At 54.1% G+C, this 21,127-nt stretch carries 35 protein-coding genes and 1 tRNA gene; 28 read left to right on the forward strand and 8 right to left on the reverse strand.

Annotated features, from left to right (window positions below; genetic code table 11):
• Window positions 1-26 precede the first annotated feature (26 nt).
• Window positions 27-248, reverse strand: coding sequence for a CII family transcriptional regulator (locus AC27FC_RS08720; protein ID WP_054626097.1), 222 nt, complete (start codon window positions 246-248; stop codon window positions 27-29).
• A gap of 40 nt (window positions 249-288) precedes the next feature.
• A complete protein-coding gene (locus AC27FC_RS08725; RefSeq protein ID WP_023296412.1) occupies window positions 289-510 on the reverse strand; it encodes a helix-turn-helix domain-containing protein in 222 nt (73 codons plus the stop codon).
• Between the two features lie 98 nt (window positions 511-608).
• Here AC27FC_RS08725 and AC27FC_RS08730 point away from each other — a divergent pair, with 98 nt between their 5' ends.
• From AC27FC_RS08730 to AC27FC_RS08805, 16 genes are all read left to right on the forward strand, one after another.
• Window positions 609-1,241: a LexA family protein gene (locus AC27FC_RS08730; RefSeq protein ID WP_487160006.1), complete on the forward strand. Its 633-nt coding sequence runs from the start codon at window positions 609-611 to the stop codon at window positions 1,239-1,241.
• Window positions 1,242-1,878: 637 nt separating this feature from the next.
• Entirely contained in the window at window positions 1,879-2,139 is a 261-nt protein-coding gene (locus AC27FC_RS08735; RefSeq protein ID WP_487160007.1) for a transcriptional antitermination N peptide, read from the forward strand.
• Between the two features lie 436 nt (window positions 2,140-2,575).
• Complete coding sequence (locus tag AC27FC_RS08740) at window positions 2,576-2,776, forward strand: hypothetical protein (protein WP_487160008.1); 201 nt, start codon at window positions 2,576-2,578, stop codon at window positions 2,774-2,776.
• A gap of 150 nt (window positions 2,777-2,926) precedes the next feature.
• A complete protein-coding gene (locus AC27FC_RS08745) occupies window positions 2,927-3,172 on the forward strand; it encodes a hypothetical protein (protein ID WP_487160010.1) in 246 nt (81 codons plus the stop codon).
• 145 nt (window positions 3,173-3,317) lie between these two features.
• The gene (locus tag AC27FC_RS08750; RefSeq protein WP_032676442.1) at window positions 3,318-3,674 is read left to right on the forward strand and encodes a hypothetical protein; all 357 of its coding nucleotides are present in this window, start codon (window positions 3,318-3,320) and stop codon (window positions 3,672-3,674) included.
• The gene (locus AC27FC_RS08755) at window positions 3,671-3,829 is read left to right on the forward strand and encodes a hypothetical protein (RefSeq protein WP_023330205.1); all 159 of its coding nucleotides are present in this window, start codon (window positions 3,671-3,673) and stop codon (window positions 3,827-3,829) included. Before AC27FC_RS08750 ends, AC27FC_RS08755 begins: the two co-directional genes overlap by 4 nt.
• Window positions 3,826-4,032, forward strand: a complete 207-nt coding sequence (locus tag AC27FC_RS08760) for a cell division protein FtsZ (protein WP_001752704.1) — start codon at window positions 3,826-3,828, stop codon at window positions 4,030-4,032. Before AC27FC_RS08755 ends, AC27FC_RS08760 begins: the two co-directional genes overlap by 4 nt.
• A gap of 76 nt (window positions 4,033-4,108) precedes the next feature.
• Window positions 4,109-5,080 (forward strand): hypothetical protein, encoded by a 972-nt coding sequence (locus AC27FC_RS08765; RefSeq protein WP_487160013.1) that lies wholly within the window; start codon window positions 4,109-4,111, stop codon window positions 5,078-5,080.
• Window positions 5,081-5,087: 7 nt separating this feature from the next.
• A complete protein-coding gene (gene gamL / locus AC27FC_RS08770; protein ID WP_487160014.1) occupies window positions 5,088-5,372 on the forward strand; it encodes a host nuclease inhibitor GamL in 285 nt (94 codons plus the stop codon).
• A gap of 18 nt (window positions 5,373-5,390) precedes the next feature.
• Window positions 5,391-6,236, forward strand: a complete 846-nt coding sequence (gene bet, locus AC27FC_RS08775) for a phage recombination protein Bet (RefSeq protein ID WP_233002167.1) — start codon at window positions 5,391-5,393, stop codon at window positions 6,234-6,236.
• Window positions 6,233-6,913: a lambda exonuclease family protein gene (locus AC27FC_RS08780; protein WP_039025574.1), complete on the forward strand. Its 681-nt coding sequence runs from the start codon at window positions 6,233-6,235 to the stop codon at window positions 6,911-6,913. Before bet ends, AC27FC_RS08780 begins: the two co-directional genes overlap by 4 nt.
• Window positions 6,910-7,338: a regulator gene (locus tag AC27FC_RS08785; protein ID WP_487160016.1), complete on the forward strand. Its 429-nt coding sequence runs from the start codon at window positions 6,910-6,912 to the stop codon at window positions 7,336-7,338. Before AC27FC_RS08780 ends, AC27FC_RS08785 begins: the two co-directional genes overlap by 4 nt.
• Window positions 7,335-7,487 carry a DUF1317 family protein gene (locus AC27FC_RS08790; protein ID WP_284952554.1) on the forward strand — a complete coding sequence of 51 codons (153 nt, stop codon included), beginning with the start codon at window positions 7,335-7,337 and terminating at the stop codon, window positions 7,485-7,487. Before AC27FC_RS08785 ends, AC27FC_RS08790 begins: the two co-directional genes overlap by 4 nt.
• A complete protein-coding gene (locus AC27FC_RS08795) occupies window positions 7,484-7,966 on the forward strand; it encodes a class I SAM-dependent methyltransferase (protein ID WP_047028423.1) in 483 nt (160 codons plus the stop codon). The genes AC27FC_RS08790 and AC27FC_RS08795 overlap by 4 nt, the downstream gene beginning before the upstream one ends.
• Window positions 7,963-8,622 carry an MT-A70 family methyltransferase gene (locus AC27FC_RS08800; RefSeq protein WP_487160019.1) on the forward strand — a complete coding sequence of 220 codons (660 nt, stop codon included), beginning with the start codon at window positions 7,963-7,965 and terminating at the stop codon, window positions 8,620-8,622. Before AC27FC_RS08795 ends, AC27FC_RS08800 begins: the two co-directional genes overlap by 4 nt.
• On the forward strand, window positions 8,619-8,837 hold the full coding sequence (locus AC27FC_RS08805; RefSeq protein ID WP_487160020.1) for a hypothetical protein: 219 nt from the start codon (window positions 8,619-8,621) through the stop codon (window positions 8,835-8,837). Before AC27FC_RS08800 ends, AC27FC_RS08805 begins: the two co-directional genes overlap by 4 nt.
• Before the next feature lie 68 nt (window positions 8,838-8,905).
• On the opposite strand, the gene AC27FC_RS08810 is transcribed toward AC27FC_RS08805, so the two are convergent.
• Window positions 8,906-9,067, reverse strand: coding sequence for a hypothetical protein (locus AC27FC_RS08810; protein WP_487160022.1), 162 nt, complete (start codon window positions 9,065-9,067; stop codon window positions 8,906-8,908).
• 88 nt (window positions 9,068-9,155) lie between these two features.
• On the opposite strand from AC27FC_RS08810, the gene AC27FC_RS08815 reads away from it, so the two are divergent.
• The 9 genes from AC27FC_RS08815 (at window position 9,156) to AC27FC_RS08855 (ending at window position 13,015) form a co-directional block, all read left to right on the forward strand.
• Window positions 9,156-9,419, forward strand: a complete 264-nt coding sequence (locus tag AC27FC_RS08815; RefSeq protein WP_232960044.1) for a hypothetical protein — start codon at window positions 9,156-9,158, stop codon at window positions 9,417-9,419.
• Between the two features lie 2 nt (window positions 9,420-9,421).
• On the forward strand, window positions 9,422-9,643 hold the full coding sequence (locus tag AC27FC_RS08820; protein WP_487160024.1) for a TraR/DksA family transcriptional regulator: 222 nt from the start codon (window positions 9,422-9,424) through the stop codon (window positions 9,641-9,643).
• Window positions 9,640-10,335, forward strand: a complete 696-nt coding sequence (locus tag AC27FC_RS08825) for an ASCH domain-containing protein (RefSeq protein ID WP_232960048.1) — start codon at window positions 9,640-9,642, stop codon at window positions 10,333-10,335. Before AC27FC_RS08820 ends, AC27FC_RS08825 begins: the two co-directional genes overlap by 4 nt.
• Window positions 10,313-10,552 carry a DUF4222 domain-containing protein gene (locus tag AC27FC_RS08830; RefSeq protein ID WP_032103556.1) on the forward strand — a complete coding sequence of 80 codons (240 nt, stop codon included), beginning with the start codon at window positions 10,313-10,315 and terminating at the stop codon, window positions 10,550-10,552. The genes AC27FC_RS08825 and AC27FC_RS08830 overlap by 23 nt, the downstream gene beginning before the upstream one ends.
• Before the next feature lie 6 nt (window positions 10,553-10,558).
• Window positions 10,559-10,837 (forward strand): hypothetical protein, encoded by a 279-nt coding sequence (locus AC27FC_RS08835; RefSeq protein WP_232960051.1) that lies wholly within the window; start codon window positions 10,559-10,561, stop codon window positions 10,835-10,837.
• A gap of 103 nt (window positions 10,838-10,940) precedes the next feature.
• Complete coding sequence (locus tag AC27FC_RS08840; RefSeq protein ID WP_062932836.1) at window positions 10,941-11,318, forward strand: beta-sandwich lipoprotein; 378 nt, start codon at window positions 10,941-10,943, stop codon at window positions 11,316-11,318.
• Window positions 11,319-11,430: 112 nt separating this feature from the next.
• Complete coding sequence (locus tag AC27FC_RS08845) at window positions 11,431-11,631, forward strand: hypothetical protein (protein WP_487160026.1); 201 nt, start codon at window positions 11,431-11,433, stop codon at window positions 11,629-11,631.
• Between the two features lie 8 nt (window positions 11,632-11,639).
• Window positions 11,640-11,975 carry a helix-turn-helix domain-containing protein gene (locus tag AC27FC_RS08850; RefSeq protein WP_072058545.1) on the forward strand — a complete coding sequence of 112 codons (336 nt, stop codon included), beginning with the start codon at window positions 11,640-11,642 and terminating at the stop codon, window positions 11,973-11,975.
• Window positions 11,858-13,015, forward strand: a complete 1,158-nt coding sequence (locus tag AC27FC_RS08855; RefSeq protein WP_233441314.1) for a tyrosine-type recombinase/integrase — start codon at window positions 11,858-11,860, stop codon at window positions 13,013-13,015. The genes AC27FC_RS08850 and AC27FC_RS08855 overlap by 118 nt, the downstream gene beginning before the upstream one ends.
• Window positions 13,016-13,030: 15 nt before the next feature.
• On the opposite strand, the gene AC27FC_RS08860 is transcribed toward AC27FC_RS08855, so the two are convergent.
• Window positions 13,031-13,107, reverse strand: a tRNA-Arg gene (locus AC27FC_RS08860).
• 278 nt (window positions 13,108-13,385) lie between these two features.
• Here AC27FC_RS08860 and AC27FC_RS08865 point away from each other — a divergent pair.
• The 3 genes from AC27FC_RS08865 to fimZ all read left to right on the forward strand — a co-directional run bounded on the left by AC27FC_RS08865 (window position 13,386) and on the right by fimZ (window position 16,270).
• Entirely contained in the window at window positions 13,386-14,084 is a 699-nt protein-coding gene (locus tag AC27FC_RS08865; RefSeq protein ID WP_033144830.1) for an EAL domain-containing protein, read from the forward strand.
• Between the two features lie 24 nt (window positions 14,085-14,108).
• Window positions 14,109-14,837 carry a helix-turn-helix transcriptional regulator gene (locus AC27FC_RS08870; RefSeq protein WP_487160028.1) on the forward strand — a complete coding sequence of 243 codons (729 nt, stop codon included), beginning with the start codon at window positions 14,109-14,111 and terminating at the stop codon, window positions 14,835-14,837.
• An 800-nt stretch (window positions 14,838-15,637) separates the two neighbouring features.
• Window positions 15,638-16,270: a fimbria biosynthesis transcriptional regulator FimZ gene (gene fimZ, locus AC27FC_RS08875; RefSeq protein ID WP_033144828.1), complete on the forward strand. Its 633-nt coding sequence runs from the start codon at window positions 15,638-15,640 to the stop codon at window positions 16,268-16,270.
• A 51-nt stretch (window positions 16,271-16,321) separates the two neighbouring features.
• On the opposite strand, the gene sfmF is transcribed toward fimZ, so the two are convergent.
• From sfmF to fimC, 4 genes are read right to left on the reverse strand one after another with little or no spacing between them, the layout of a single operon-like run.
• Window positions 16,322-16,843: a fimbria assembly protein gene (gene sfmF / locus AC27FC_RS08880; RefSeq protein ID WP_033144827.1), complete on the reverse strand. Its 522-nt coding sequence runs from the start codon at window positions 16,841-16,843 to the stop codon at window positions 16,322-16,324.
• 9 nt (window positions 16,844-16,852) lie between these two features.
• Window positions 16,853-17,860 carry a type 1 fimbria D-mannose specific adhesin FimH gene (gene fimH, locus AC27FC_RS08885; RefSeq protein WP_232959873.1) on the reverse strand — a complete coding sequence of 336 codons (1,008 nt, stop codon included), beginning with the start codon at window positions 17,858-17,860 and terminating at the stop codon, window positions 16,853-16,855.
• Window positions 17,853-20,414 (reverse strand): fimbrial biogenesis usher protein, encoded by a 2,562-nt coding sequence (locus tag AC27FC_RS08890; RefSeq protein ID WP_232959871.1) that lies wholly within the window; start codon window positions 20,412-20,414, stop codon window positions 17,853-17,855. The genes fimH and AC27FC_RS08890 overlap by 8 nt, the downstream gene beginning before the upstream one ends.
• A 14-nt stretch (window positions 20,415-20,428) precedes the next feature.
• Window positions 20,429-21,121 (reverse strand): type 1 fimbria chaperone FimC, encoded by a 693-nt coding sequence (fimC, locus tag AC27FC_RS08895; RefSeq protein ID WP_032661434.1) that lies wholly within the window; start codon window positions 21,119-21,121, stop codon window positions 20,429-20,431.
• Window positions 21,122-21,127: the final 6 nt, after the last annotated feature.

The following is a 21,127-nucleotide window of genomic DNA, read 5'->3' on the forward strand; positions in this document are numbered from 1 at the left end:
CACCGCGGCTTTCGCCCTTTCTGCGTTCATGCTTCAAAATCTCCCTTCACTCCATCCCTGCTAGAAATCAGGATGGCGAGAAGCAGCGACATGTTCGGAACCAGATTCTCCCGCCACCGGCTTACGGTTGATTTGTTCACGCCAGCTACTTCGGCGATCCTGGTGGTCCCAAGATCTGCGATTTGCCGCTGCACCCAGCTCTCAATTCGTCGCGCCTCCGCTTTGTTGCGTGTTGTTAAGGTCTCCATTTGCGATACTTCCTCTGATGTAATTGGTTATGGCCGCCGGTCAGGCGGCTGTTGATTTATTTGGCTCATCGCCAAAGAGAAGCCATTCAGGTTCGCACTTAAGAGCGCGAGCCAGCTCAACCAGGTAACGTGGACGCTTTGTTGTCCCGGCCTCAATGGCCTGCAGAGATTGCTGTTTCATTCCAGCCAGCTTCGCCAGCTGATCCTGAGACAGGTTCATCTCTTCACGTTTTTGCTTGAGTCGTTGAGAAATTGTTTCCATATCTCCTCCACAGTTTTATCTGTATTCTCTGACAGTTATTTCTGTTTGTCAATTACAGTTTTAACTGTGATCATCAGGGAGGACAGAGAGAGGTATTTATGAGTCTTGCGGACCGCGTAAAGCAGAAGAGAATTGAGCTGGGGTTAACCCAGGCAGAAGCAGCTGAAAAAGCCGGAATACGTCAACAGTCCTGGCAGAGCATTGAAGACGGGAAAACACTTAAGCCACGGAATATAATTGGTATAGCCAAGGCTCTGAAATCCGATGCTGACTGGCTGATGAATGGCGGCGCTTTTATGCCGGTGGCAGAGGTTAACAGCAGGAGAGTTCCGTTGATAAGCTATGTTCAGGCAGGCGCATTAGCCGAAAAAAATCCCATTGAGGCTTTCGACGGGAACCTCGAGTACATCCTCACGGACTCTGATATTTCTGAATATACCTTCGCGCTGCGCATAGAAGGTGATTCGATGGAGCCTGATTTCAAGGCCGGGGACATTATCATCGTTGATCCCGAGGTTGAGCCAACTCCCGGGGAGTTTGTTGTGGCAAGGAACGGCGGAGCGCAGGCAACTTTCAAAAAATATCGCCCAACATACATTGACCCCATGGGCTGCCAGCATTTTGAGTTGGTCCCCCTAAATGATGATTACCCTGTCATTAACAGTGATCATCAGCCATTGACCATCATTGGCGTTATGATTGAGCATCGTATCTACCGCAGAAAGCGATAGCAGACCTTCCCTCCTATAAAAAATGACCGGCTTCGGCCGGTTTTTTTTCGTCTGAACAAAAATATTTTCCAATCAAATACAGAAACATATGTATTTTACGCCATTAAATACAGTTTTGTCTGTTGACGATAATACAGTTTTATCTGTATCTTTAATCCATCGAAACGAAACATCGACAGCTGAGCGAAGTTAGCCAGCGGCGGACAGCAAGTCGCCTGCTCATTAAGAATTCAACCAAGCAGCAAATCACCCGGAGCGCTCCTGGCAAATTGAAATGGCGCCCAATGGGATTGAGGCAGGTGTGTAACGCGTGGCGGGTATAGCACACGAAGAGGACTCCGCACCGGAATGGTTTGCTGCTCAGTTCCCGAACATCGGGGAATCTTCAATAGGAATGTTTTGGGATTGGATGAATGCGCAGGCTGATGCGCGGGGTGGAGCGGCCCGGGTGGCTACTGAATCAAGACAGGCTGTAAGACAAGCTGTGTAAATAACTGGTAAGCCGTAGTAGCCAATAAAGCAGGTGAAAATCATAACGTCTATCCCGCTTCGGCGGTGGCAGCTAACACCTGTGATAGTCAATGCCGGAGATCAGCGCCGGCCATCCAATCACCAAAGCCAATCATCGGAGGTCAACATGATAATCGTTACTTACCTGGCTGATGATAACGCCAGAAATCGCCGCAGAGCACGCAGACAGGCTCAACGTGAACAGGCAATGCAGGACTCCTCTCTTGCACGCCGGGTAGCAAATAGCACATGCAGTACACGCGTAACCAAAGCCATTTCGCTTGCTGGAACGCGTCAGAAGGAAGTTGAAGGTGGAGCAGTATGTCTGCCGGAGGTGGCGCTTTTCGCAGCTGGTCATCGTAAGAGTAAACAGGTAACAGCGAGGTGAGATATGAAAACTTTGAAAATTAAATGGCTGTCTTGTGAGTCATGTGATGGCGGAAATCAGCCAGGGTCATTTGTCAGCGTCACCACAGAAAAGGGGTGTGGATTCAGGTTGTACCAGGGCGATAAAGCTGAATGCCCATGCTGCGGAGCAAAAGGTGTAATCGACGCGGATGGTGATAGCGCTTGGGTAGAGTGGGAATCTGAGGCCGCATAGTCGGCCTTCTTTTGGCAGCAAGCCACAGAGGTGAATATGACATTAATTACGCAATATGACCTGAACATGGTTCTGTCGCATCATTTTCACAATCCATATTCATCGGTTTTAACCATGAAGAAAGCCATACGGATTTATTGGCCTAATCGCGGTAATGCAATTGCAAAGTCGAGAATCTATTCCGCCATTTCTATCATAAGATCAATAAAGTTAAGGGGTGATTATGTGGAGTGATACAGCTTTTCCTACCGATGAGAGCAATTATGAAAAAATATGGTCATCACCTGGAATGACATTGCGTGACTACTTTGCTGCAAAGGCCATGCAGGGTCGATTATCAAATCCTGACTGGTTGTGTAGCGATGACCGAACGGCAATCGAAGCATACCAGATAGCTGATGCAATGCTCAAAGCGCGCGAATAGCAGCTTATAGCTAATTCTCTGAGTTAGCTATTGGGTGTAATACCGCACCGTACTATCGGAGACGATTCGATAGTTCTGATAGATGGAAATCCCTCGTTATGTCTTTACCGCCAGCAGTCAGGTCGGCATTCTTTTTGCCTGGAGGAAAGTATGGAATTAGACCTCGGTTATTTTCAGAGGATTTATTTTAACGTCGCCACAGAGTTCCAAAATACAGCCGAATGCATGAGAGAGCCAAGCGTTATGTATAAGCCGACGCTTTCGCAAGATGGAAATAAGTGGCTTGCCATTTATGGCGATTTGCCTACCGGAGTAGTAGGTGTCGGAAACTCTCCAGAAGAAGCTATGCGCGACTTCAATCGCGCATGGTCGGCATCTACCAATCAGGCCGCCTAACCAGCGGCTTTTTTCATACCTCAGTCGCTTCACCGAGGCGGCTTAGTTATGACAACCGGCGGCCATCCACCGCCCTCACATTTTTTTGCAAGCGCAGAAGTCTTGTTTAACGTTCGGCGGCGCGGCCTTAAGCGCGGAGATGATTATGAAATACACCATGAAGGTTTATAAAAACTCTGATGACCATGCTGCTTATCTGAAAGCGCGATCCGACAGCGCCAGAAATGGCCAGTCATTTGAATGGGCGGGTCACCGCTGGGCGTACGAAGTCACCAGTTTTGACGATGCCGGCGATTACGACCTGCTTTACCGGTTTGATGACAAGCCATATCCAGAAGAAGTTTCAGTCACTACAGATGACATGACGATCCGTGACTACTTTGCGGCTAAGGCTATGCAGGGAATCATCAGCAGCGAATGCAACTATGGAGCGTTTAGTGATTTAGCAAGCGATGCATACAGCATTGCCGACGCCATGCTCCGCGCCCGGGAGGCATCATGACAGTAACCCACAACGGCAAGCAGTACACCGCCAAAAAGCTCAACGATAACGAGTGGCAGCTGACGTCGGTATCTGCACCGCGTGAAAAACTGGTGCTGAACCGCTGGCAGATGCATATCGCTGGCCTCCTGGAACAGGTTGAGGTGAAGGTATGATTGGAATGCACTACGGCACCGCATCAGTGCCACGTAGCGAGGTTTTACCGGGCACAATGCTGCAACACCACGGCAAAACTTATCGCGCCTCTGCGAACGTTGAGAAGGGCCTGTACGCCTTCAACATCTTCGAGAAAACCATCATTAAAAGTGATTCCGTTGTTGTGCTGCTGAATGAACGCGGCGAGCCGATGGTTCACTGATACCAACCCCCCTATTCAACCGATCGGCCTGGCTAAAAGCGGGCGGGATCTGCACATCCAAATTTCAGGAGAAACCATGAGCGAAGTAACGGACTTAGTCGTCATTGAGAAACAGAACGCAATGGCGGTATTCACCACCAAAGAGCAGCTCGACCCGATTATTGAGGCGATCGAGAAAGAAGCTCGCAGCCTGGTGCCGGATGTGTCGACCCGCAAAGGCCGCGACGCTATCGCATCCATGGCGCATAAGGTTGCCCGTTCCAAAACTTACATCGACAACGCGGGCAAGGATCTGGTTGCTGAGCTTAAAGCCTTGCCTAAGCAGATCGACGAAAGCCGCCGCATTGTGCGTGAGCGGCTGGACGCGCTTAAGGATGAAGTGCGCCGTCCTCTAACCGAATGGGAAGCTGAGCAGGAACGAATCCGGGTGGAAGAAGCCTGGAACGCTATGCACGAAGAAGCATTGGTGATGAACAAGATGTTCGATGACCAGCGCGCCGCGCAGATCGAAGCAGACCACGAAATGGCTCTGCTGATGAATGACGCTTTCGATCGTGACCGCGAAGAGCAGCGCCGCCTGGCGGAACAGGCTCAGCGTGAACGTGACGAGCGTCTGAAGCAGGAAGCGGCAGAACAAGCCCGCCGCGATGCCGAAGCGAAGCACAAAGCAGAGATAGAAGCTGCAGCGCGCCGTGAAGCTGAAGAGAAAGCGCGTGCAGAGCAGGCTGAACGCCAGCGCGTAGAAGCGGAACAGCGTGCAGCTCGCGAGAAGCAGGAAGCGGAAGCCCGGGCGGAACGCGAAAAAGCCGCGGCGGTTGAAGCCGAGCGCCTGAAGGCAAAACAGGCCGAAGATGCTCGCCTGGCCGAAGAGAAGCGCAAAGCCGACGAGCAAGCCAAGCGCGAAGCTGATGTGAAGCATCGCAAGACGGTCGGCACCAACATCGTTAACGCGCTCACCAGCAACACCAGCTTAACCCGTGAACAGGCTATCGAAGTGCTTACCGCCCTCAAAGATGACCTGATCCCCTGCGCGAAAATTCATTACTGAGGCAACCATGAACGCATACCTCACTTACGACCGGATCGAAGATCGGCGCTGGGCTGAGCAACAGCTCACCGACGAGAAAGAGAAGTGGATCGGTGACCGGGCTCGGGAAATCATCGACATGATGCCAAAAGAGCCATCCTGCCTCTTCCACTTCACGGTCCCGATTGACTCCAGCCCATACGAAGGACTTCGCAGCGATGACGCTGGTAAGGCCTACAACGATTTCATTTCGGCAGTTGCTTACGCCCAGGCGGAATACGACTGGGAACACCGTACCGGCTGCCCGTTTTAATTTTTGAGGGGATTAACGATGGCAAACGAATTAACAATCACAGCGACGTCGCTTCAGGAGATAGGCGTCGACGTCTCCACCTGGAGCGCGCTGAAGAACAGCATCTATCCTGGCGCCAAAGACGAATCGGTAATGATGGCGCTTGACTACTGCCGCGCCCGCCAGCTGGATCCGTTGCTCAAACCTGTCCACCTCGTTCCGATGTACGTCAAAGACTCGAAAACAGGTAAAGGCGAATGGCGCGACGTCGTCATGCCGGGCATCGGACTTTACCGCATTCAGGCAGACCGCTCCGGCGATTATGCCGGGGCTCGCGAACCAGAGTTCGGTCCAGACGTAACTCAGACGCTTACTGGTGTCGAGGTGACCTTCCCTCAGTGGTGCAAATACACCGTTTTCAAGCGCATGCCCAGCGGCGAGATCGTCGAGTTCAGCGCTAAAGAATACTGGATTGAAAACTACGCCACCGGCGGCCGCGACACTACGGCGCCGAACGCGATGTGGAAAAAGCGCCCATATGGCCAGCTGGCGAAATGCGCGGAAGCTCAGGCGTTGCGTAAGGCATGGCCTGAGATTGGACAGCAGCCTACCGCAGAAGAAATGGAAGGCAAATCACTGGACGTTGATATGCGTGACGTCACGCCGCGCACCACCACAGAAGCACTTCCACCAGCAGCAAGCGAAGAAACGCTCCAGGCGATCACCGATCTCTTAACAGCCCTGGATAAAGACTGGGAGAAAGACTTCCTCCCACTGTGCAGCGACATCTTCAAACGGCAAATTCTTGAGGCGTCAGAACTCACTGAAGAAGAGGCGCAGAAAGGGTTTGGCTTCCTTCAGAAAAGGGCTAAGGCGGCAGCATGACACCAGAAATTATCCTGTCCAGGACCGGCATTGACGTAACCACTATCCAACAGGGCGATGAGGCGTGGCACCGGCTGCGCCTCGGCGTTATCACCGCCTCTGAAGTGCACAACGTCATTTCCAAGCCAAGATCGGGAAAGAAGTGGACAGACATGAAAATGTCCTACTTCCACACGCTACTCGCCGAGGTATGCACCGGCGTGGCGCCAGAGGTTAACGCCAAGGCGCTGGCCTGGGGCAAGCAGTACGAAGAAGACGCCCGAACCCTCTTCGAGTTCACCACCGACGTGAAAGTCACGGAGTCTCCGATCCTGTTCCGTGACGAGAGCATGCGCACCGCGTGCTCCCCTGACGGCCTGTGCAGTAACGATTTCGGCCTCGAATTGAAATGCCCGTTCACCTCCCGCGACTTCATGAAGTTCCGCCTTGGCGGTTTCGAAGCCATCAAGTCTGCGTACATGGCCCAGGTGCAGTACAGCATGTGGGTGACCGGGAAAGACGCCTGGTTCTTTGCTAACTACGACCCGCGGATGAAGCGCGAAGGTATTCACCACGTCGTTGTTGAGCGGGATCCACAGTACATGACCGACTTCAACGAAATGGTGCCGGAGTTCATCGAGAAGATGGATGAGGCGCTGGCGGAAATCGGCTTTACGTTCGGGGAACAGTGGAAATGAAACGCACACCCTTCTACCGCCGGCCCGGGCGAACCGGGCAATTCTCCGGCCTACGTGAACGCGTTATCTGGATGATTCAGACGCGCGGCCGCCCGGTAACCGGCAGCGAAATCGCCGAGAAGTTTGGCGTAACGCTCATCGAGTTTAACCGGGTCGCCAACGGCATTACCCGCGGCACCGGACAGATAGCGCAGATCGTTGAGTCGGAAAAATGGCTCAACGATGACGGCATCTGTGACCGTACTTTCGACCTCGTCACGAAGCCGAAGGTTGTAACGCCGCAAGGCAAATCACGGCTGTTCACCCGGCGCGCCATAGAGCAGTCGCAGGAAGGCAGACGGCAGGAGTGCATTGCTCGCGCCGCCCGCCGTAGCCGACTGATTGCTCAGGGCCTCTACATCGACGAAATGGAGTCCATCTTATGACTCACGCTCACGACGACATCAGGGTTGGCACACTGTGCCTTCCCTTCATTGGTAACGGCTGGCTAATGCCATGGGGTGAAGTGGTCAGCAATCCATTAAAGGCGCAGCGGCTCGCTGAGGAATTTCGGGAAAGGCAGGAGGCGGCATGACAGATTCAACAATCTTGGACATGTGCTGCGGTTCTCGCATGTTCTGGTTCGATAAGCAGGATGATCGCGCTGTTTTCAGTGATATCCGCGCCGAGCAGCATGAACTTTGCGACGGCCGCCAGTTAATCATAAGCCCGGACCTTATAGCTGATTTCCGCGCCCTCCCCTTTGCCGACAACACTTTCCCTGTAGTCGTGTTCGATCCGCCACACCTTGAGCGCGTCGGAGATAACGCGTGGATGGGGAAAAAGTACGGCCGGCTGAACAAAGAAACGTGGCGCGATGATCTGCGTGCCGGCTTCGCAGAAGCATTTCGGGTGTTGTGGCCACATGGCGTGCTCATCTTCAAATGGAACGAAACGCAGATCCCGGTAAGCAATATTTTGGCGCTGACTGACGAGAAGCCGGCCATATGGCAACGAACAGGAAAAGCCGACAAAACCCACTGGGTTATTTTTGTGAAAGGCGGCGCAAAATGACAGGAAAATACTCTCTTATCTACGCAGACCCGCCCTGGGCTTACGGAAACACCATCAGTAACGGTGCCGCTGCCGATCACTACTCCACCATGAAGCTCATCGACATCAAGCGCCTGCCAGTGTGGGAACTTGCCGCCGAAAACGCGGTGCTGGCGATGTGGTACACCGGCACGCACAACCAGGAGGCTATCGAACTGGCTGAGGCCTGGGGTTTTACCGTTCGCACGATGAAGGGATTTACCTGGGTGAAGCTGAATCAGAACGCGGAACTGCGCATCAACAAGGCGCTGGCCGAGGGTGAAATCACCGACTTTTACGACTTCCTTGATCTGCTGAACGCCGAGACGCGCATGAACGGCGGCAACCACACCCGGGCCAATACCGAAGATCTGCTGATTGCTACCCGCGGCGCCGGGCTGGAACGAAAGCACGCCGGGATTAAGCAGGTGGTCTACAGCCCGCTCGGAGCACACAGCGAAAAGCCGTGGGAAGTTCGCCACCGGCTGGAACTGCTCTACGGAGATGTGCCGCGCATTGAGCTGTTTAGCCGCTGCGCGGCGCCGGGCTGGCATCACTGGGGCAATCAGTGCGCCACCGCCGCGGTTGAACTGCTGCCCGGCTGCGCAATCGACGTTTTGAAAACGGAGGCCGTATGACGCCAGAAACAGACAACGCCATCCGTGCTGCCTGCCGACGCTGCACCGAGGAAATACAGCAGGTCATGCGCAAGAAGCCAAAGCCTAACCGGAACGAAACGGTGCCTCCCATCATCAACAAGCATCACAAGAAAATTGAAGCTCTGGGAGTTAGCCTCCTGGAGTTCGTCGTATACACAGGGCGGCTTAATCGCCGCTTCGGAGTTGAATCGTGACCAAATACGCGAAACTGGATAGCGAAGTGTTAAGCGCTATCGGTGCTCAGCCAACCTCTTTTTCTGAGCTATTCAGCCCTTCCGTCAGGCAGGAGTGCCTCGTCATTGCTGAAGCAGAAGGAAAGCACCCGATGGACGTCTTCCGCATCCTTGATCGCCGACTCCAGTCGCTCAGGAAGCTTGGCGTTATTCAGCACGTCAAAGGTAAAGGGTGGATACAGCCATGACATCGCAAATAACCAGGTCGCTAAAGCGGCCTTTTTTATTGCTGGCGTTCACATTCAACCGAATTAACCGACAGTTTCAGGAGTAGTGATTATGAAAGAGTTTAAGGGTACGCCTGGCGAATGGAATTACAGCCATGCTCGCGGCGAGGTGGTAAGTAAGCCTGAAGGCCTCATAGCAGAGCTTGTCGTTAACGGGCGTGAGGATAATAACGGCAGCCTGATAGCAGCAGCTCCTGATTTGCTCGAAGCTTTGCAATCAATCATTGAGCTGCAGACTCGCGGCTATGTTGTTCTTGGTGACAAATACACAGACATGGCTCGTGCTGCCATCAGCAAGGCTCTTGGGGAGGAGTGATCATGGCTGACATCATCGATACCGCAGCAGAGATTGAAGAGCTTCAGCGTAACGCTGCCCTTTCCGCTCACCGCATCGACCGCAACGCCGTATCAGCTGAGCATTGCGCGGAGTGCGGCGAGGATATCCCGGCGCCGCGGCGCTCTGCCGTTCCCGGCTGCCAGACCTGCGCTGAGTGCCAGGTCGTCATCGAGTTGAGGAATAAACAGAGGGGGATCCAGTGAAAGAGCGCGGAATGATTTTTAACGGAGAGATGGTGCGCGCCATCCTCGACGGCAGGAAGACGCAGACGCGGCGCATCATGAAGGTTCAGCCGTCTGATGGTTTCCACCCAACACATAACGGTTACGATCTGGATTTAAACGCCCACTGGTACACGCCTGGCGTGGTCGATAAAAACGGATACCTGCAGCCTGCTAAGAAAGATGTATTTGGCGTTGCTGATGAGAATGAAGGTTATAGCTGCCCATTCGGTGCCGTCGGCGATCGCATCTGGGTGCGCGAAACGTGGGCAGAAGCTGGAGCTGGCGCGCCGGACCTGAAACTTTATCGCGCGAATTACCCTGAGCACGTTCCAACTCATTACGAGAATGTGCCGCCGGCTGATGAAATACGCTGGAAGCCATCTATCCATATGCCTCGCGCAGCCTGTCGCATTCTGCTGGAAGTTACCGGCGTGCGCGTGCAGCGCTTGAACTCTATCAGCCAGGAAGATGCGCAGGCTGAAGGCATGGAACTTACCGGATGGCGGCCAACATACTCTGATCCGGATAGCGGCGGTGAAGTATGGACTCCATATGACAACTTTGCGCAGCTGTGGGAATCCATCTACGGCGAAGAAAGTTGGAAAGCCAACCCTTGGGTCTGGGTAATCGAATTTAAGGTGGTGCCCAATGTTCAGGATAATCCAGCCTAATACCTGGTACGCCGATCCCCACGGCGCACCCTGCAAAATCCTCCGGGCTACCCACGAAGTCATCCACTACATCCGCAACGGTCGCACCTGCATCGCCAGCATGGGCCGCTTTCAACATGAATTCGAACCGCTGACCAAAGCACAGGCCGAGCGGATCGCAGAAGAAATCGAAACAGCAGAACACCTGAAGAAGCTGCGCGCTCAGCGTGCGGCGTAAGGAGGAATGATGCGGATTGAAGAGTTACCGAGGCTACCGAAGCTTTTCCGCGTTATCGAGGTTGATTTGGACGTGCTACGCAATGGCATTGGTTCAGGCTGGGGAGTGATTTTCGACCAGGATGCCATCGTTAAGCGAAAGGTCCGCCGAGTCAAGCACGACGGCGGCTGGAAGTGGCAACTGGTTCGCGAATATCACGGATGGCAAGCGCGCTATGACTACTGTTTCGAGCAAGACCGGGAATGTCTTGAGCACCTCAACTATGACCTTGGTCTTATGCATTGACGCAACTGATAGCCAGTTATGAGCTGGCTATTGGGTGCGAAAGCACTGCCACGTAATCCCTTTTGCCCGGCCCCGCGCCGGGCTTCTTTTTACAGGTGACAAAATGAAAAAAGGTTTACTGCTACTGGCTGTTCTGGCGCTGTCGGCGTGTGATGTTAATGATGCGGATGTGGCCAGCCGTAACGTCAGCAAAGCCGCTGACAATTTCGAAGCACAGCGTCGCTTTGTTTTTTATAACGGAATTACCGGCGAATTCATGCTGGAGATCACCGGGCTTTGCTCCAAAGACAACACCAGCACCGATCGTACCCTGGGCGTCATCTGCAAGACCGGTCCTGGCATCTACAAGAAGCACATGCTCGGCCTGTCAGATAACGTGACCTGGTTCATGGAAGATCTGAGCGGCACGAACGCCAGCGTGAACCATTATCGAGTCACCTTCAAACCTTCAGTAATCATCCCCGATATCGATATCCGCTAACCGCTTAACAGCAGGAGCGCCCTATGCATTAAAACCCCATGACCTGGCTCATCGCCGCACTTATGGCGCTGGGCGCTCTCATCTCATTTCTTCACGAACCGGAAGGTGTGCAATGGCTGCTTTTAATGTGGGAGCAATAGTCCAGAAGAAGAAAGGCGGACTGACGGGGATAGTCGAAACCCTGCTGGAGCCGGAAAACGATAAGGCTCGGGTATATGTCGCATGGGACGGCGGCACTTATCAGATCCATTACGAATACGAATTGCGCGCGGCCACGCCAGACCAGCCGCAGTTTTATAAAACGATGTCATAGGAGGGGGAATGGTTACAGCAGAGCCACTCACTGCGCAGAAGGCGGCAAAACTCCTGAAGGTCTCTCCGAGGACTGTCTACCGTCTCATCGACTCCGGCCAGCTCGCCGGGAAGAAGATCGGGAACAAATACCGCACGACCGACGTCGCCTGTATTGCGTATTTACATGACCCGCGCGATCCTGTTTCCGCGAGCGCGGGTGAACATAAAGGAGAAATTTTATGTCAATCACCCTCAGAGGCGGCGTCTGGCACTGTCATTTCGTTACGCCGTCAGGGAAAAGAATTAGACGATCTCTTGGCACGGGGGACAAGAAACAAGCGCAGGAGCTGCACGACAAGCTGAAGGCTGAAGCGTGGCGGGTGGATAAAATCGGGGAACTGCCGACGAGGACGTTTGAGGAATGTTGCATCAGGTGGATCCGTGAGAAAGAGCATAAGCGATCCCTCGATGACGATAAGACCAAAATCGAATACTTCCTTCGGCATTTCTCCGGCCGGGATATTTCGACCATCACGGCGGACCAGGTAAACGAAGCAGTTTCGAAGATGGTCAACCGCAAGCACATCCAGGTGTGGGAGTCACGCCGGGACGCTGCTATACGCCGGGGAAAGGAGCCGCCGCCGTACACTGAAAAGCCAGTAAGCCAGGCTACAAAGAGCCAGCACCTTTCTTTTATGCGATCGCTGCTGAAAACTGCAGCCAATGACTGGGGATGGATAAAGTCGGCCCCCGTCATTAAGACCAAAAAGCCAATCAGCAAACGCATCCGCTGGCTGACCAGGGAAGAGGCAGAACGGCTTATCGCCTGCATGCCGGAGTCGATAAAGCCGGTGGTGATATTTGCGCTGGCAACCGGCCTGCGCCGCTCCAACATCATTGATCTGGAGTGGCAGCAGGTCGATATGCAGAGAAAGGTTGCATGGGTAAATCCGGAGAACGCGAAGGCGGGCAAAGCTATCGGCGTAGCTCTGAATGATACCGCATGCAGGGTGTTAAGGGATCAGATCGGGAAAAGTTCCAGGTGGGTATTCGTTCACACGAAACCATCGACGCGCCCGGATAAAACTGTCACTCCGGCGGTCCGGAAGATGCGCGTGGACGATAACAGCGCCTGGCGAATTGGCCTGGCAAAAGCGGGTATAGAGGACTTCCGTTTTCACGACCTCCGGCATACCTGGGCGAGCTGGTTAATTCAGTCCGGCGTACCACTGTCCGTTCTGCAGGAAATGGGTGGCTGGGAGTCGATCGAAATGGTCCGTCGTTATGCACACCTGGCACCGAACCATTTAAGCGAACACGCACGGAAAATAGATGCCATTTTTGGCAACCATGACACAAATACGACACAAGGAGAAAATCAGGCTGGTTTGAAACTGGCGTAAGCGCCTGTTTTTAAATGGCACGCCCTGTAGGATTCGAACCTACGACCTACGGCTTAGAAGGCCGTTGCTCTATCCAACTGAGCTAAGGGCGCACTGATATGCGTGTACTTCGCGGTGGTGAAACGCGAAGAATTATACGGTCAATGGCAGGTGAGTCAATGCCTTTTCCGTTTTCAGGGCCAATTACCGCTAGCCGATTGTAAATACGGCTATTTTCTCAACATTTCGTCCTGTTTCACCGTAAAATTTAGCGCTGCGAAAAGGCTTAGTTGCATTTAAGTAACGCCTGCTGTTTTCCTGACCGTCAGCTCGTCACACTAGAGTCAGGTATCCCGGCCGCCTGGAGGCTGACAGACAACAGGACAATGGAGTGACAGCGCAAAACCTGATCGATACGCCCCCCCGGTTACAGTACATTTCTCAGGACATCGTCGGCATTAAGCTTGAGCCCATCGTCGCCCTTTCCTCCTTGCGCCAGGTTGGCGTGGAGGTCCTTAGCGTTCTGTCCGACACGCGGGACAGCGAGAACTTTTTTTGCGATCGCTCCGCAGAGTGGTCGATAACGCTGCTTGAAGCGCAGCTTGCCGCGTTAAAAAATACGCCGCACGGTCATAATCTTTTTATTAATCTGCCGATAACCGTCCTGACAGAGCCCGCGTCTTTTCAGCGACTTATCCGGTTGCCAGGCGTGCCGCTCAATATTGAGATTGTCGACCTCGCGTCCTTTTTGGCGCTTTCCCTCGTAGAGAAGCAGCATGTCGTTCAAAATTTGCGGCAACTTTGCAAACAGGGACACGCTATCTGGCTTGATGACGTGGATGACGTCACAGTGCAGTCGTTTTTATCCTGCCGACTCCCGTTAAGCGGCATCAAAATAGATAAGGAAGCATTCTGGCGTTTACGCGACACCCCTGCGCTGAGGCAACTGGTTTCCCTTTGCTTTCAGCTTGCCGGGAAAGTGCTTATTGAAGGTATTGAGACTGAACGCGATCGTACCTGGGCACTGCAGGCAGGCGCAGACCTCGGCCAGGGATATTACTGGCCGTCCTGGACATGGCCGGAGGATTAAAAAGCCATTTCCAGGAGGGAGACCATGCGAATGACAGTGCGCCGTTACCGGCGGCGGCGTACAGGAAGTGATGCACTGGGATTTACGCGCTCACCTTTTGCTCCCCCCTTTTTCGACCGGCTCGAATTTTTGAGCCAGTCCATCAGCCAGCCCCGCAAAACCGACGCCCCGTTTATCCTTCTGGTGACGGAGGATCACTACCTGCGCACCGGTTTTCTCCACGGGCAGTTTCCCCTGAGCAGCTGCTGCGACTACGCCACGCTGGACGACGCCCTTATCGCTCAGACGCAGTGGCCCTCAGCCCGTCTGGTCGTGGATATTGAAAGCCGATCCACGGGGCTTCTGGAGAAACTGGATCAGTTGAGACGGCATAGCCTGTTTTCTCCGTTCCTGACGCCCTGGCTGTTGGTCCGGGCCGATAATTACGACACCCGCCTCTTCTGCAAAGCGGCAGGTCCCTTTCATGTGCTCGAACGTCAGCTGAACGCCGCCGCGCTCCAGCACAGCCTGCAGGATCCCCTCCCTCCGCCGGGTACCGAGAAAGACTGGTTCTCGCGCAACGAATGGCCCATTCTGCAGGAGCTTTCCCGGGGCAAGACATTGCGTCAGATTGCCCTTATGCAGAATAGCCCCTATAGCCGCATTATCTATCGTCTCAGCTGCATCCTCCTAAAGCTGGGGCTAAGCCATCGCCAGGAATTGCTGCATCTTCTTAATAACCTCTCAGACTGCACGTTTTCACTCACCTCCTAACCCCTTATTTCCTAAAGCGGTTTAAGAATTTACTTACCACTTGCGTTGCGAAAATGTTAATTTTTAACAATATAATCGAATTTATAACTATTCCTAATTTATGGGCGCGAACCTTGTGAAATGCCACAGATTAGCGGAACGGCAGCACTTTCCTCCATCCGTTAAGCGAATGCAGAAGGCGTTAACAAGATGATAATGATGTAAAAACAAGCAGCTTAGCGACAACTGCCAGGAGTAAAAAGCAAAGCGGGCAGCACGTTCTCCTGTGCACCAGACGCCGTTATCCGGATCGGCGTAAGCACTTTCAGATGAAGGTCAGACGGCCTGCGAGGGCAATTTTCAACCTCACTTTTGCGGGTTCGTCCCTTTCAAAGAGGCGTATTTTTGTTAACAATTAATCAACATACAGAGATATCTGTTATTTTTTGTTATTACATAAAGATGAAAAAATGCGGTAAATGAGATAACAGGATATTTCCGCTAAATTTAAAAAAATAGCGATTCAGATCCAGAAGATAATACAAACCAATACCCTCATATTAATTTACAGGGTTTTCGGAAAAAACTTACCCTGTATAATAAGATGCGTATCAAATATGAATAAGAAAAACCTTTTTGCCAACACCAGCCTAATGAGATGACCGCGCTGAGGCATAGTTCTTTTCATTACGTAAACAAGGATGCTTTCGCTCTTTCCAGGGAAATACTACGGTATAGGGATCTGCACATTATATCCTTCCGGCATTTCGAGAGTTTTACCAAACTCTGCATAACGCTTTTAACAATCTGAGGCATTAAAAATGAAACCGGCATCCGTTATCATTATGGACGAACATCCTATCGTCAGAATGTCGATAGAAGTCCTGCTACAGAAAAATAAGAATATCACAGTCAAGCTCAAGTCTGGCGATAGCCATGAAGTCCTTGACTGTATCCGCAATCACCCTATCGATCTGGTGATCCTTGACATTGAACTCACGGGCACGGATGCTTTCGCTTTACTTAAGAGAATCAGAAACTTAAACAAGAACATTAAGGTTCTGTTCCTCTCGTCTAAATCAGAGTTATTTTACGCGGGTCGCGCCATTCGCGCCGGGGCAAATGGCTTCGTCAGTAAACGAAAAGATTTAGGTGAGATCTACAACGCCGTAGAAATGATCCTGATGGGCTATTCCTTTTTCCCGTCGGAAACGCTGAACTTTATAAACCACCTGGGTTCAGGGAAAGGGATGGCAGTAGATATGCCATTATCGAATCGCGAGGTCACGGTATTACGGTATCTGGCGAATGGATTATCCAACAAGGAAATTGCTGAACAGCTACTATTAAGCAACAAGACCATTAGCGCGCACAAATCCAATATTTATTCCAAGCTGGGTGTGCAAAGCATCGTGGAATTAATTGATTACGCCAAAGCCCACGAGCTGCTATAACCTGAATTCACTCCCTGCAGCTTATCTGAGCTGCAGGGAGTGCGGTCAGTGCTAATTATAATTAATCATGAAGGTGGCATCCGCATCAGCCCGTCCGGGCTGAGGGTTATCGGCAGTGGCAATATAATTGGCATAAAATGACAGAATCGCATTTCCCTGCGCATCAACCGAGACCGGCTGGCTGGCCTGCTGAAGCGCCAGCCGCGTTTTATCCGCATCCCTGATCTCAACGGCGACATTGCTTGCAGTACTGGCGTCATTCAGCGCCAGCAGGCCGCTATTGCTTCCGTCGGCTTTACCCGAAAACGTAATGGACGCCGCGCCCGGCGGGCAGCCGGTCAGCTTCAGCGTAAACGGCATCGGCTGCGTGCGGCTCCCGGTGGTGCTGAGCTGTTTCGTGGGCCAGGTGCCCAGCGGGACGGCCTTGTCGCTGTCGCTGCCCTCGGCAACGCAGGTAAAATCGACGATATTGCCGTAGAGCCGAATATTAATCTCGCCCAACGCGGTGTCCGCCTGAGCCTGCGTGCAAAGCGCAAAGAGCGCTACGGTGAGAAAACGGATCCTGTTTCGCATATCGGCTCCTTAGTCGTAATCCACGCGCAAATACCCGCGCGAGGTGAAGCGCCCTTCCGCTGGCTTATTGCCCGTCACGCTCACCGGCCAGACCCGGATCCCCACCTGCGCCTGCGCGCTGTCGTCGAGACGGAACGGAATTTTGCTCGTCAGGTTGTTGGGCGTCAGCGGCGCCCCGCTCTCGTTGGCAATGATGAACCCCACATCCGGGTTATCCGACACCAGCACATTATCAGAGACTTTTTCCGCCTCGATCCGCATCGTCAGCATGGCGTTAGCCTCCACGTTGGTGCATTTGATGGCGATGGTTTTGCTTTGCGATGAGACCCCCTCCGGCTTGTTACCCACGCCCGCCTTGCTGAACAAGGAGGCGCCAATGTCGCCGAAATCAAACTCCACCACGTTACCGGCATTGATGGCGCAGCTTTGCGGCACCTGAATGGTTCCGCTGTAGCTGATGGTATAGACCGGCGTGGTTAACGGATCGGAAGAGGTAGTGGTGACGTAAACGCGGAACATGGTGGCACGCGGGATCACCACCATGTTGATAAAACGCCGGGTCACCTTAAGACGGAAGACCAGGCTGGAGTCCTGAACGCCAAACGGTTTGTTTTTGGAGACGTTAGGATGGCTCCCCATCTGGATATAGCTTTTTGGCGGGTAAAACACGCCAGCATAGCTGTCCGTGATTTTCATCGCCCCGTCCAGATAGTCGTTAAGCTTCAGATACTGATAGCCATCGCTGGTCCCCGTGACCGGATAATCGGTCACATAGCTGCGCTTGGTGGTATTCCCGGTCGTGCCCTTCGGGCAGACGGCATTCACCCCTACCCACTGCGATTTCTCGCTGAGCGTCACGACCTGCCCAATCTGGTTATTCGAGCTGTTGAATTTATCCGTCAGGTCGTAATGCACTTCCGTCGGCACGCCTTTTTCATTGACGCACACGGTCGCTAATGCGTTTGTCGCGGGCAGTAGCGCCAGCAGCGACAAGGCAAAGAGTTGAGTTTTAATCACAGCCGATCCCCTTAAGTGTGATTGCCTGTTGCAGGCTCTGTTCAGATAAGCTGTAAGGTGCGCGACACTGGGACTGCGCCCCGTCGCCCCACTGGATCAGCAGTTCGCCCTCCAGCGGCAGCCCACTCAGGTAAATTTGCCCGTCATCCCCCACCATGCTGGTCACGCCGCTTTTGGTCTCACGCACCACCGCGCCGAACGGCACCGGCTGGTTGCCGCGCGTTACCGTCAGCAGGGCGCGCACGCCAATGCGGGTATCAAAGCTGGCGCGCACCAGCGCGCCTTTGGTCGGCACCACGCTGCTCACGTTGTTTTCGATATCGGTGTTATTGCTCATGGTGTTGGTATCCAGCGCCACGCGGTTGTAGCGATAGACGGTGGCATACGGCATCACCGCGTAGCCTCGCCAGTCGGTTTTCACGCCGGTCTGGTTTTCAATACTGACGCCCGATGCTCCCGGCGCTTTGATCAGCACGTTGGTGTCGCCCAGCGGCTGGCTGAAGGTCACGCCGTCGGCGTGGCCGACCACCCCGCCGGAGAGCTGCCAGTTGAGATCGTGCTGATCGCGGGAATAGTTGTAGCCAACGCCCAGCGTGCCGTAGGTCGCCTGCCAGTTGGCGCTGGCGCTTCCGCTTGCGCCGTTGGTGCTGGCGTGTCCCTGGGTCACGCTGTAGTTCAGGTTGCGGTCCTCCAGCAGCGTTCCGCTGACGCCGGTTTGCCAGCTTGTGTCGCCATCGCTGTTTCGACTGGCGGATGCCGTAGCGTAGGCGCGGTCAATCGCGCTGTCCCGGCGATAGCCCTGACGGGTAAAGAGGCTGAACGGCACGGAGACGTTAAACGACGCGATCCGATCGGTGCCGTCTATCCCAACGGATTTGTTCCACGACCACGAGACGGAGTAGTTGATCCCCTTCACGCCGCCCGCATAGCCCAGCTGGTACCAGAGGTTCGTCTCGTCTGTTCCCCAGTAGGTCTGCTCGCTACCGGAGATATAGACCGAGCCGTAGTCCCCCAGCGACTGAGAGACGTTGAGCTGAAAGCGGCCTTTTTTATTCCACGTCAGGTTGTGATAGCTCTGCACGTCCGGCACATCGTTATCGTTCTGGCTCTCGGCATACTGATAGCCCTCCATTGAGCGCCAGGCGACATCGTCGAGGGTGTAAAACCCTTTTGTGGAGTAGCGGTAGCCCAGCAGCTGGAAGTTAGTGCCGAAGCCGTTAAGGGATTTCGCGTAGAGGAAGCGCAGAGACTGCCCTTCGTGCCTGCTGTCGTCCGCGAGCTGGCTGCGGGCGTGGGTGATATCGAGCGAGACCGCGCCCCAGTCGCCCAAGTTTTTCCCGGCCCCGACGGCCACCGCGGTATAGCGTGACGCCAGCTGCGTCCCGCCGTAGAGCGTGTAACCGTTGGCAAGACCGGTAATCAGGGTGCCCTGAGTGAAGAACGGCGTATCCTGATCGCTGTTACCGCTGCGGTAATCCCCGGCAACGAGGTCATACTTCCAGCGCCCTTCACGCTGCAGAAGCGGCACGGTGGAGTACGGCACGGTATAGCGCTGCTGGGTGCCGTCTTTCTCTTCGACCGTGACTTCCAGGTCACCGCTTGAGGAGGTCGGGTTAAGATCGGTAATCGCAAATGCGCCCGGCTGGACATAGCTTTGATAGATAACGTAGCCGTTCTGGCGAACCACCACTTTGGCAGGCGTACGGGCGATCCCCCGCACGGTCGGCGCGTAGCCCTGCATGCTGTCCGGGTACATGCTGTCAGACGAGAAGAGCCGCCCACCTCGAAAACCCATGCTGTCGAAGACGTCATTCCCGGTATTGCTGTCGCCCAGCACCAGTTCGCTTTTGAGCGGGATGACGGTGCGCTGCGCCCAGGTGCCAATATTCTGCCACTCGCTGTGCCGCTGCCCGTTATTCTGCGTGTACCGCCATGCGCCGTTGTTACGTAAACGCCAGGCGCCATAGTTCAACCCGCTCTGCAGGTTCAGATAATAGCTGTCGTCTTCGCTTCCCCGGTTACCGGTGAAGCTGTAGTTCACCAGCGCGGCGGGAATGCCTTCATCCCACTGTTCAGGCGGAATGTAGCCCCGGGCGCTGTTTTGCAACGCCACCTGCGGCAGGCTGACGTCCAGACGCTGAGAGGCAAAATTGAATACCGTTTCGCTGCCGGGTATGGCCGTGGCCAACGGAACGCAGGTGTCGCCCTGCACCTTAGCCAGCTCGGGAAACGCCGCGACGTTGACGCCAAAGCGATCGAGCATCGCGCGCGTAATGCACGCCGACAAACCGCCCGCCACCGGCGGCGTGTTCTCGGCCTGCTCGAAACGCACGTCCTGGGTACCGATAAACTCATCGTTACGCCAGATATCCACGCGATAAACGCCGGGTGCCTGCTGGTGTCCTTGTTCAAAACGCGACAAATCCGCCACGCTGGCGGTGTCGTCCGACAAGAAGGCCGGGTTGAAATAACTTTCGCTCCAGCCAGCCTGCGGCCAGAGCGCAGCCATCAGCGCCAGTGCAACCGGGCAGTAACGTCTCTGGTGCTTTTTCATCGCCCTGACTCTGCTCACAGGTTGACGCTACGCGCCGGAGTGATGGCACCGTAGTCATTCACGCTCTGCCAGGAAAGCGTACCGCCAGCACCGGCTGGCAGCACCTGCTGAGCCGAGCTTTTCGGCGCAACCATCAGGTTATCCAGCTGCTGCCCGCCCAGCTTCAGGTTGACGAGGGTGATGTAATACGGGGAAGCGTTGCTGACTTTGAGATGGCTGCCCGCGCGCTCAAACCGCAGCTGGGAAAGCGCCTCTTCCGGCTGCATCGCCAGGTTGTTCGGGCGCACAAACAGCTTGATGCGTGAGAGGATCGCCAGCTGCAGCACGTTATTGTTTTCCGTTTTCGCTTTGTTCACCGACGGGATCGCCTTCACGTTCATGTAAAAGAGCGATTCGCGATCGGCAGGCAGCGCTGGCCCGGCGTAAATAATACGCAGCGTGTTTTCACTGTTCGGCTCGCTGACAAACAGGGGCGGAGTGACGGCAAAGGTTTTTTCTTTTTGCCCGCTCGCATTTTCGATCCACGCGTTAATTAAATAGCGTTCCTGTTTGTTGCTGTTGGTGATCGCCAGCGACGTTTGCTTCGCCTCTGCGGGATAAATAACGCGCGTGGCCCCCAGCGCAATACCGCCGGAAGCATTTGCGCAGGCAGAAACCATCATCAAAATAAACGATAAAAAAAGTCCTGGTTTAATTAGGGTATTCATCACAAC

It is taken from the genome of Enterobacter sp. C3_dUdeg (assembly GCF_057536195.1).

Coding starts and splice junctions, on each gene's coding strand:
- AC27FC_RS08850 (WP_072058545.1), top strand. CDS start 11,640: ATGGTTACAGCAGAGCCACTCACTGCGCAGAAGGCGGCAAAACTCCTG.
- AC27FC_RS08725 (WP_023296412.1), bottom strand. CDS start 510: ATGGAAACAATTTCTCAACGACTCAAGCAAAAACGTGAAGAGATGAAC.
- gamL (WP_487160014.1), top strand. CDS start 5,088: ATGAACGCATACCTCACTTACGACCGGATCGAAGATCGGCGCTGGGCT.
- AC27FC_RS08760 (WP_001752704.1), top strand. CDS start 3,826: ATGATTGGAATGCACTACGGCACCGCATCAGTGCCACGTAGCGAGGTT.
- AC27FC_RS08755 (WP_023330205.1), top strand. CDS start 3,671: ATGACAGTAACCCACAACGGCAAGCAGTACACCGCCAAAAAGCTCAAC.
- AC27FC_RS08740 (WP_487160008.1), top strand. CDS start 2,576: ATGTGGAGTGATACAGCTTTTCCTACCGATGAGAGCAATTATGAAAAA.
- AC27FC_RS08720 (WP_054626097.1), bottom strand. CDS start 248: ATGGAGACCTTAACAACACGCAACAAAGCGGAGGCGCGACGAATTGAG.
- AC27FC_RS08840 (WP_062932836.1), top strand. CDS start 10,941: ATGAAAAAAGGTTTACTGCTACTGGCTGTTCTGGCGCTGTCGGCGTGT.
- AC27FC_RS08765 (WP_487160013.1), top strand. CDS start 4,109: ATGAGCGAAGTAACGGACTTAGTCGTCATTGAGAAACAGAACGCAATG.
- AC27FC_RS08870 (WP_487160028.1), top strand. CDS start 14,109: ATGCGAATGACAGTGCGCCGTTACCGGCGGCGGCGTACAGGAAGTGAT.
- AC27FC_RS08820 (WP_487160024.1), top strand. CDS start 9,422: ATGGCTGACATCATCGATACCGCAGCAGAGATTGAAGAGCTTCAGCGT.
- AC27FC_RS08795 (WP_047028423.1), top strand. CDS start 7,484: ATGACAGATTCAACAATCTTGGACATGTGCTGCGGTTCTCGCATGTTC.
- AC27FC_RS08805 (WP_487160020.1), top strand. CDS start 8,619: ATGACGCCAGAAACAGACAACGCCATCCGTGCTGCCTGCCGACGCTGC.
- sfmF (WP_033144827.1), bottom strand. CDS start 16,843: ATGCGAAACAGGATCCGTTTTCTCACCGTAGCGCTCTTTGCGCTTTGC.
- AC27FC_RS08835 (WP_232960051.1), top strand. CDS start 10,559: ATGATGCGGATTGAAGAGTTACCGAGGCTACCGAAGCTTTTCCGCGTT.
- bet (WP_233002167.1), top strand. CDS start 5,391: ATGGCAAACGAATTAACAATCACAGCGACGTCGCTTCAGGAGATAGGC.
- AC27FC_RS08785 (WP_487160016.1), top strand. CDS start 6,910: ATGAAACGCACACCCTTCTACCGCCGGCCCGGGCGAACCGGGCAATTC.
- AC27FC_RS08890 (WP_232959871.1), bottom strand. CDS start 20,414: ATGAAAAAGCACCAGAGACGTTACTGCCCGGTTGCACTGGCGCTGATG.
- AC27FC_RS08815 (WP_232960044.1), top strand. CDS start 9,156: ATGAAAGAGTTTAAGGGTACGCCTGGCGAATGGAATTACAGCCATGCT.
- AC27FC_RS08745 (WP_487160010.1), top strand. CDS start 2,927: ATGGAATTAGACCTCGGTTATTTTCAGAGGATTTATTTTAACGTCGCC.
- AC27FC_RS08790 (WP_284952554.1), top strand. CDS start 7,335: ATGACTCACGCTCACGACGACATCAGGGTTGGCACACTGTGCCTTCCC.
- AC27FC_RS08800 (WP_487160019.1), top strand. CDS start 7,963: ATGACAGGAAAATACTCTCTTATCTACGCAGACCCGCCCTGGGCTTAC.
- AC27FC_RS08730 (WP_487160006.1), top strand. CDS start 609: ATGAGTCTTGCGGACCGCGTAAAGCAGAAGAGAATTGAGCTGGGGTTA.
- fimC (WP_032661434.1), bottom strand. CDS start 21,121: ATGAATACCCTAATTAAACCAGGACTTTTTTTATCGTTTATTTTGATG.
- fimZ (WP_033144828.1), top strand. CDS start 15,638: ATGAAACCGGCATCCGTTATCATTATGGACGAACATCCTATCGTCAGA.
- AC27FC_RS08810 (WP_487160022.1), bottom strand. CDS start 9,067: ATGTCATGGCTGTATCCACCCTTTACCTTTGACGTGCTGAATAACGCC.
- AC27FC_RS08735 (WP_487160007.1), top strand. CDS start 1,879: ATGATAATCGTTACTTACCTGGCTGATGATAACGCCAGAAATCGCCGC.
- AC27FC_RS08750 (WP_032676442.1), top strand. CDS start 3,318: ATGAAATACACCATGAAGGTTTATAAAAACTCTGATGACCATGCTGCT.
- AC27FC_RS08780 (WP_039025574.1), top strand. CDS start 6,233: ATGACACCAGAAATTATCCTGTCCAGGACCGGCATTGACGTAACCACT.
- AC27FC_RS08830 (WP_032103556.1), top strand. CDS start 10,313: ATGTTCAGGATAATCCAGCCTAATACCTGGTACGCCGATCCCCACGGC.
- AC27FC_RS08845 (WP_487160026.1), top strand. CDS start 11,431: ATGGCTGCTTTTAATGTGGGAGCAATAGTCCAGAAGAAGAAAGGCGGA.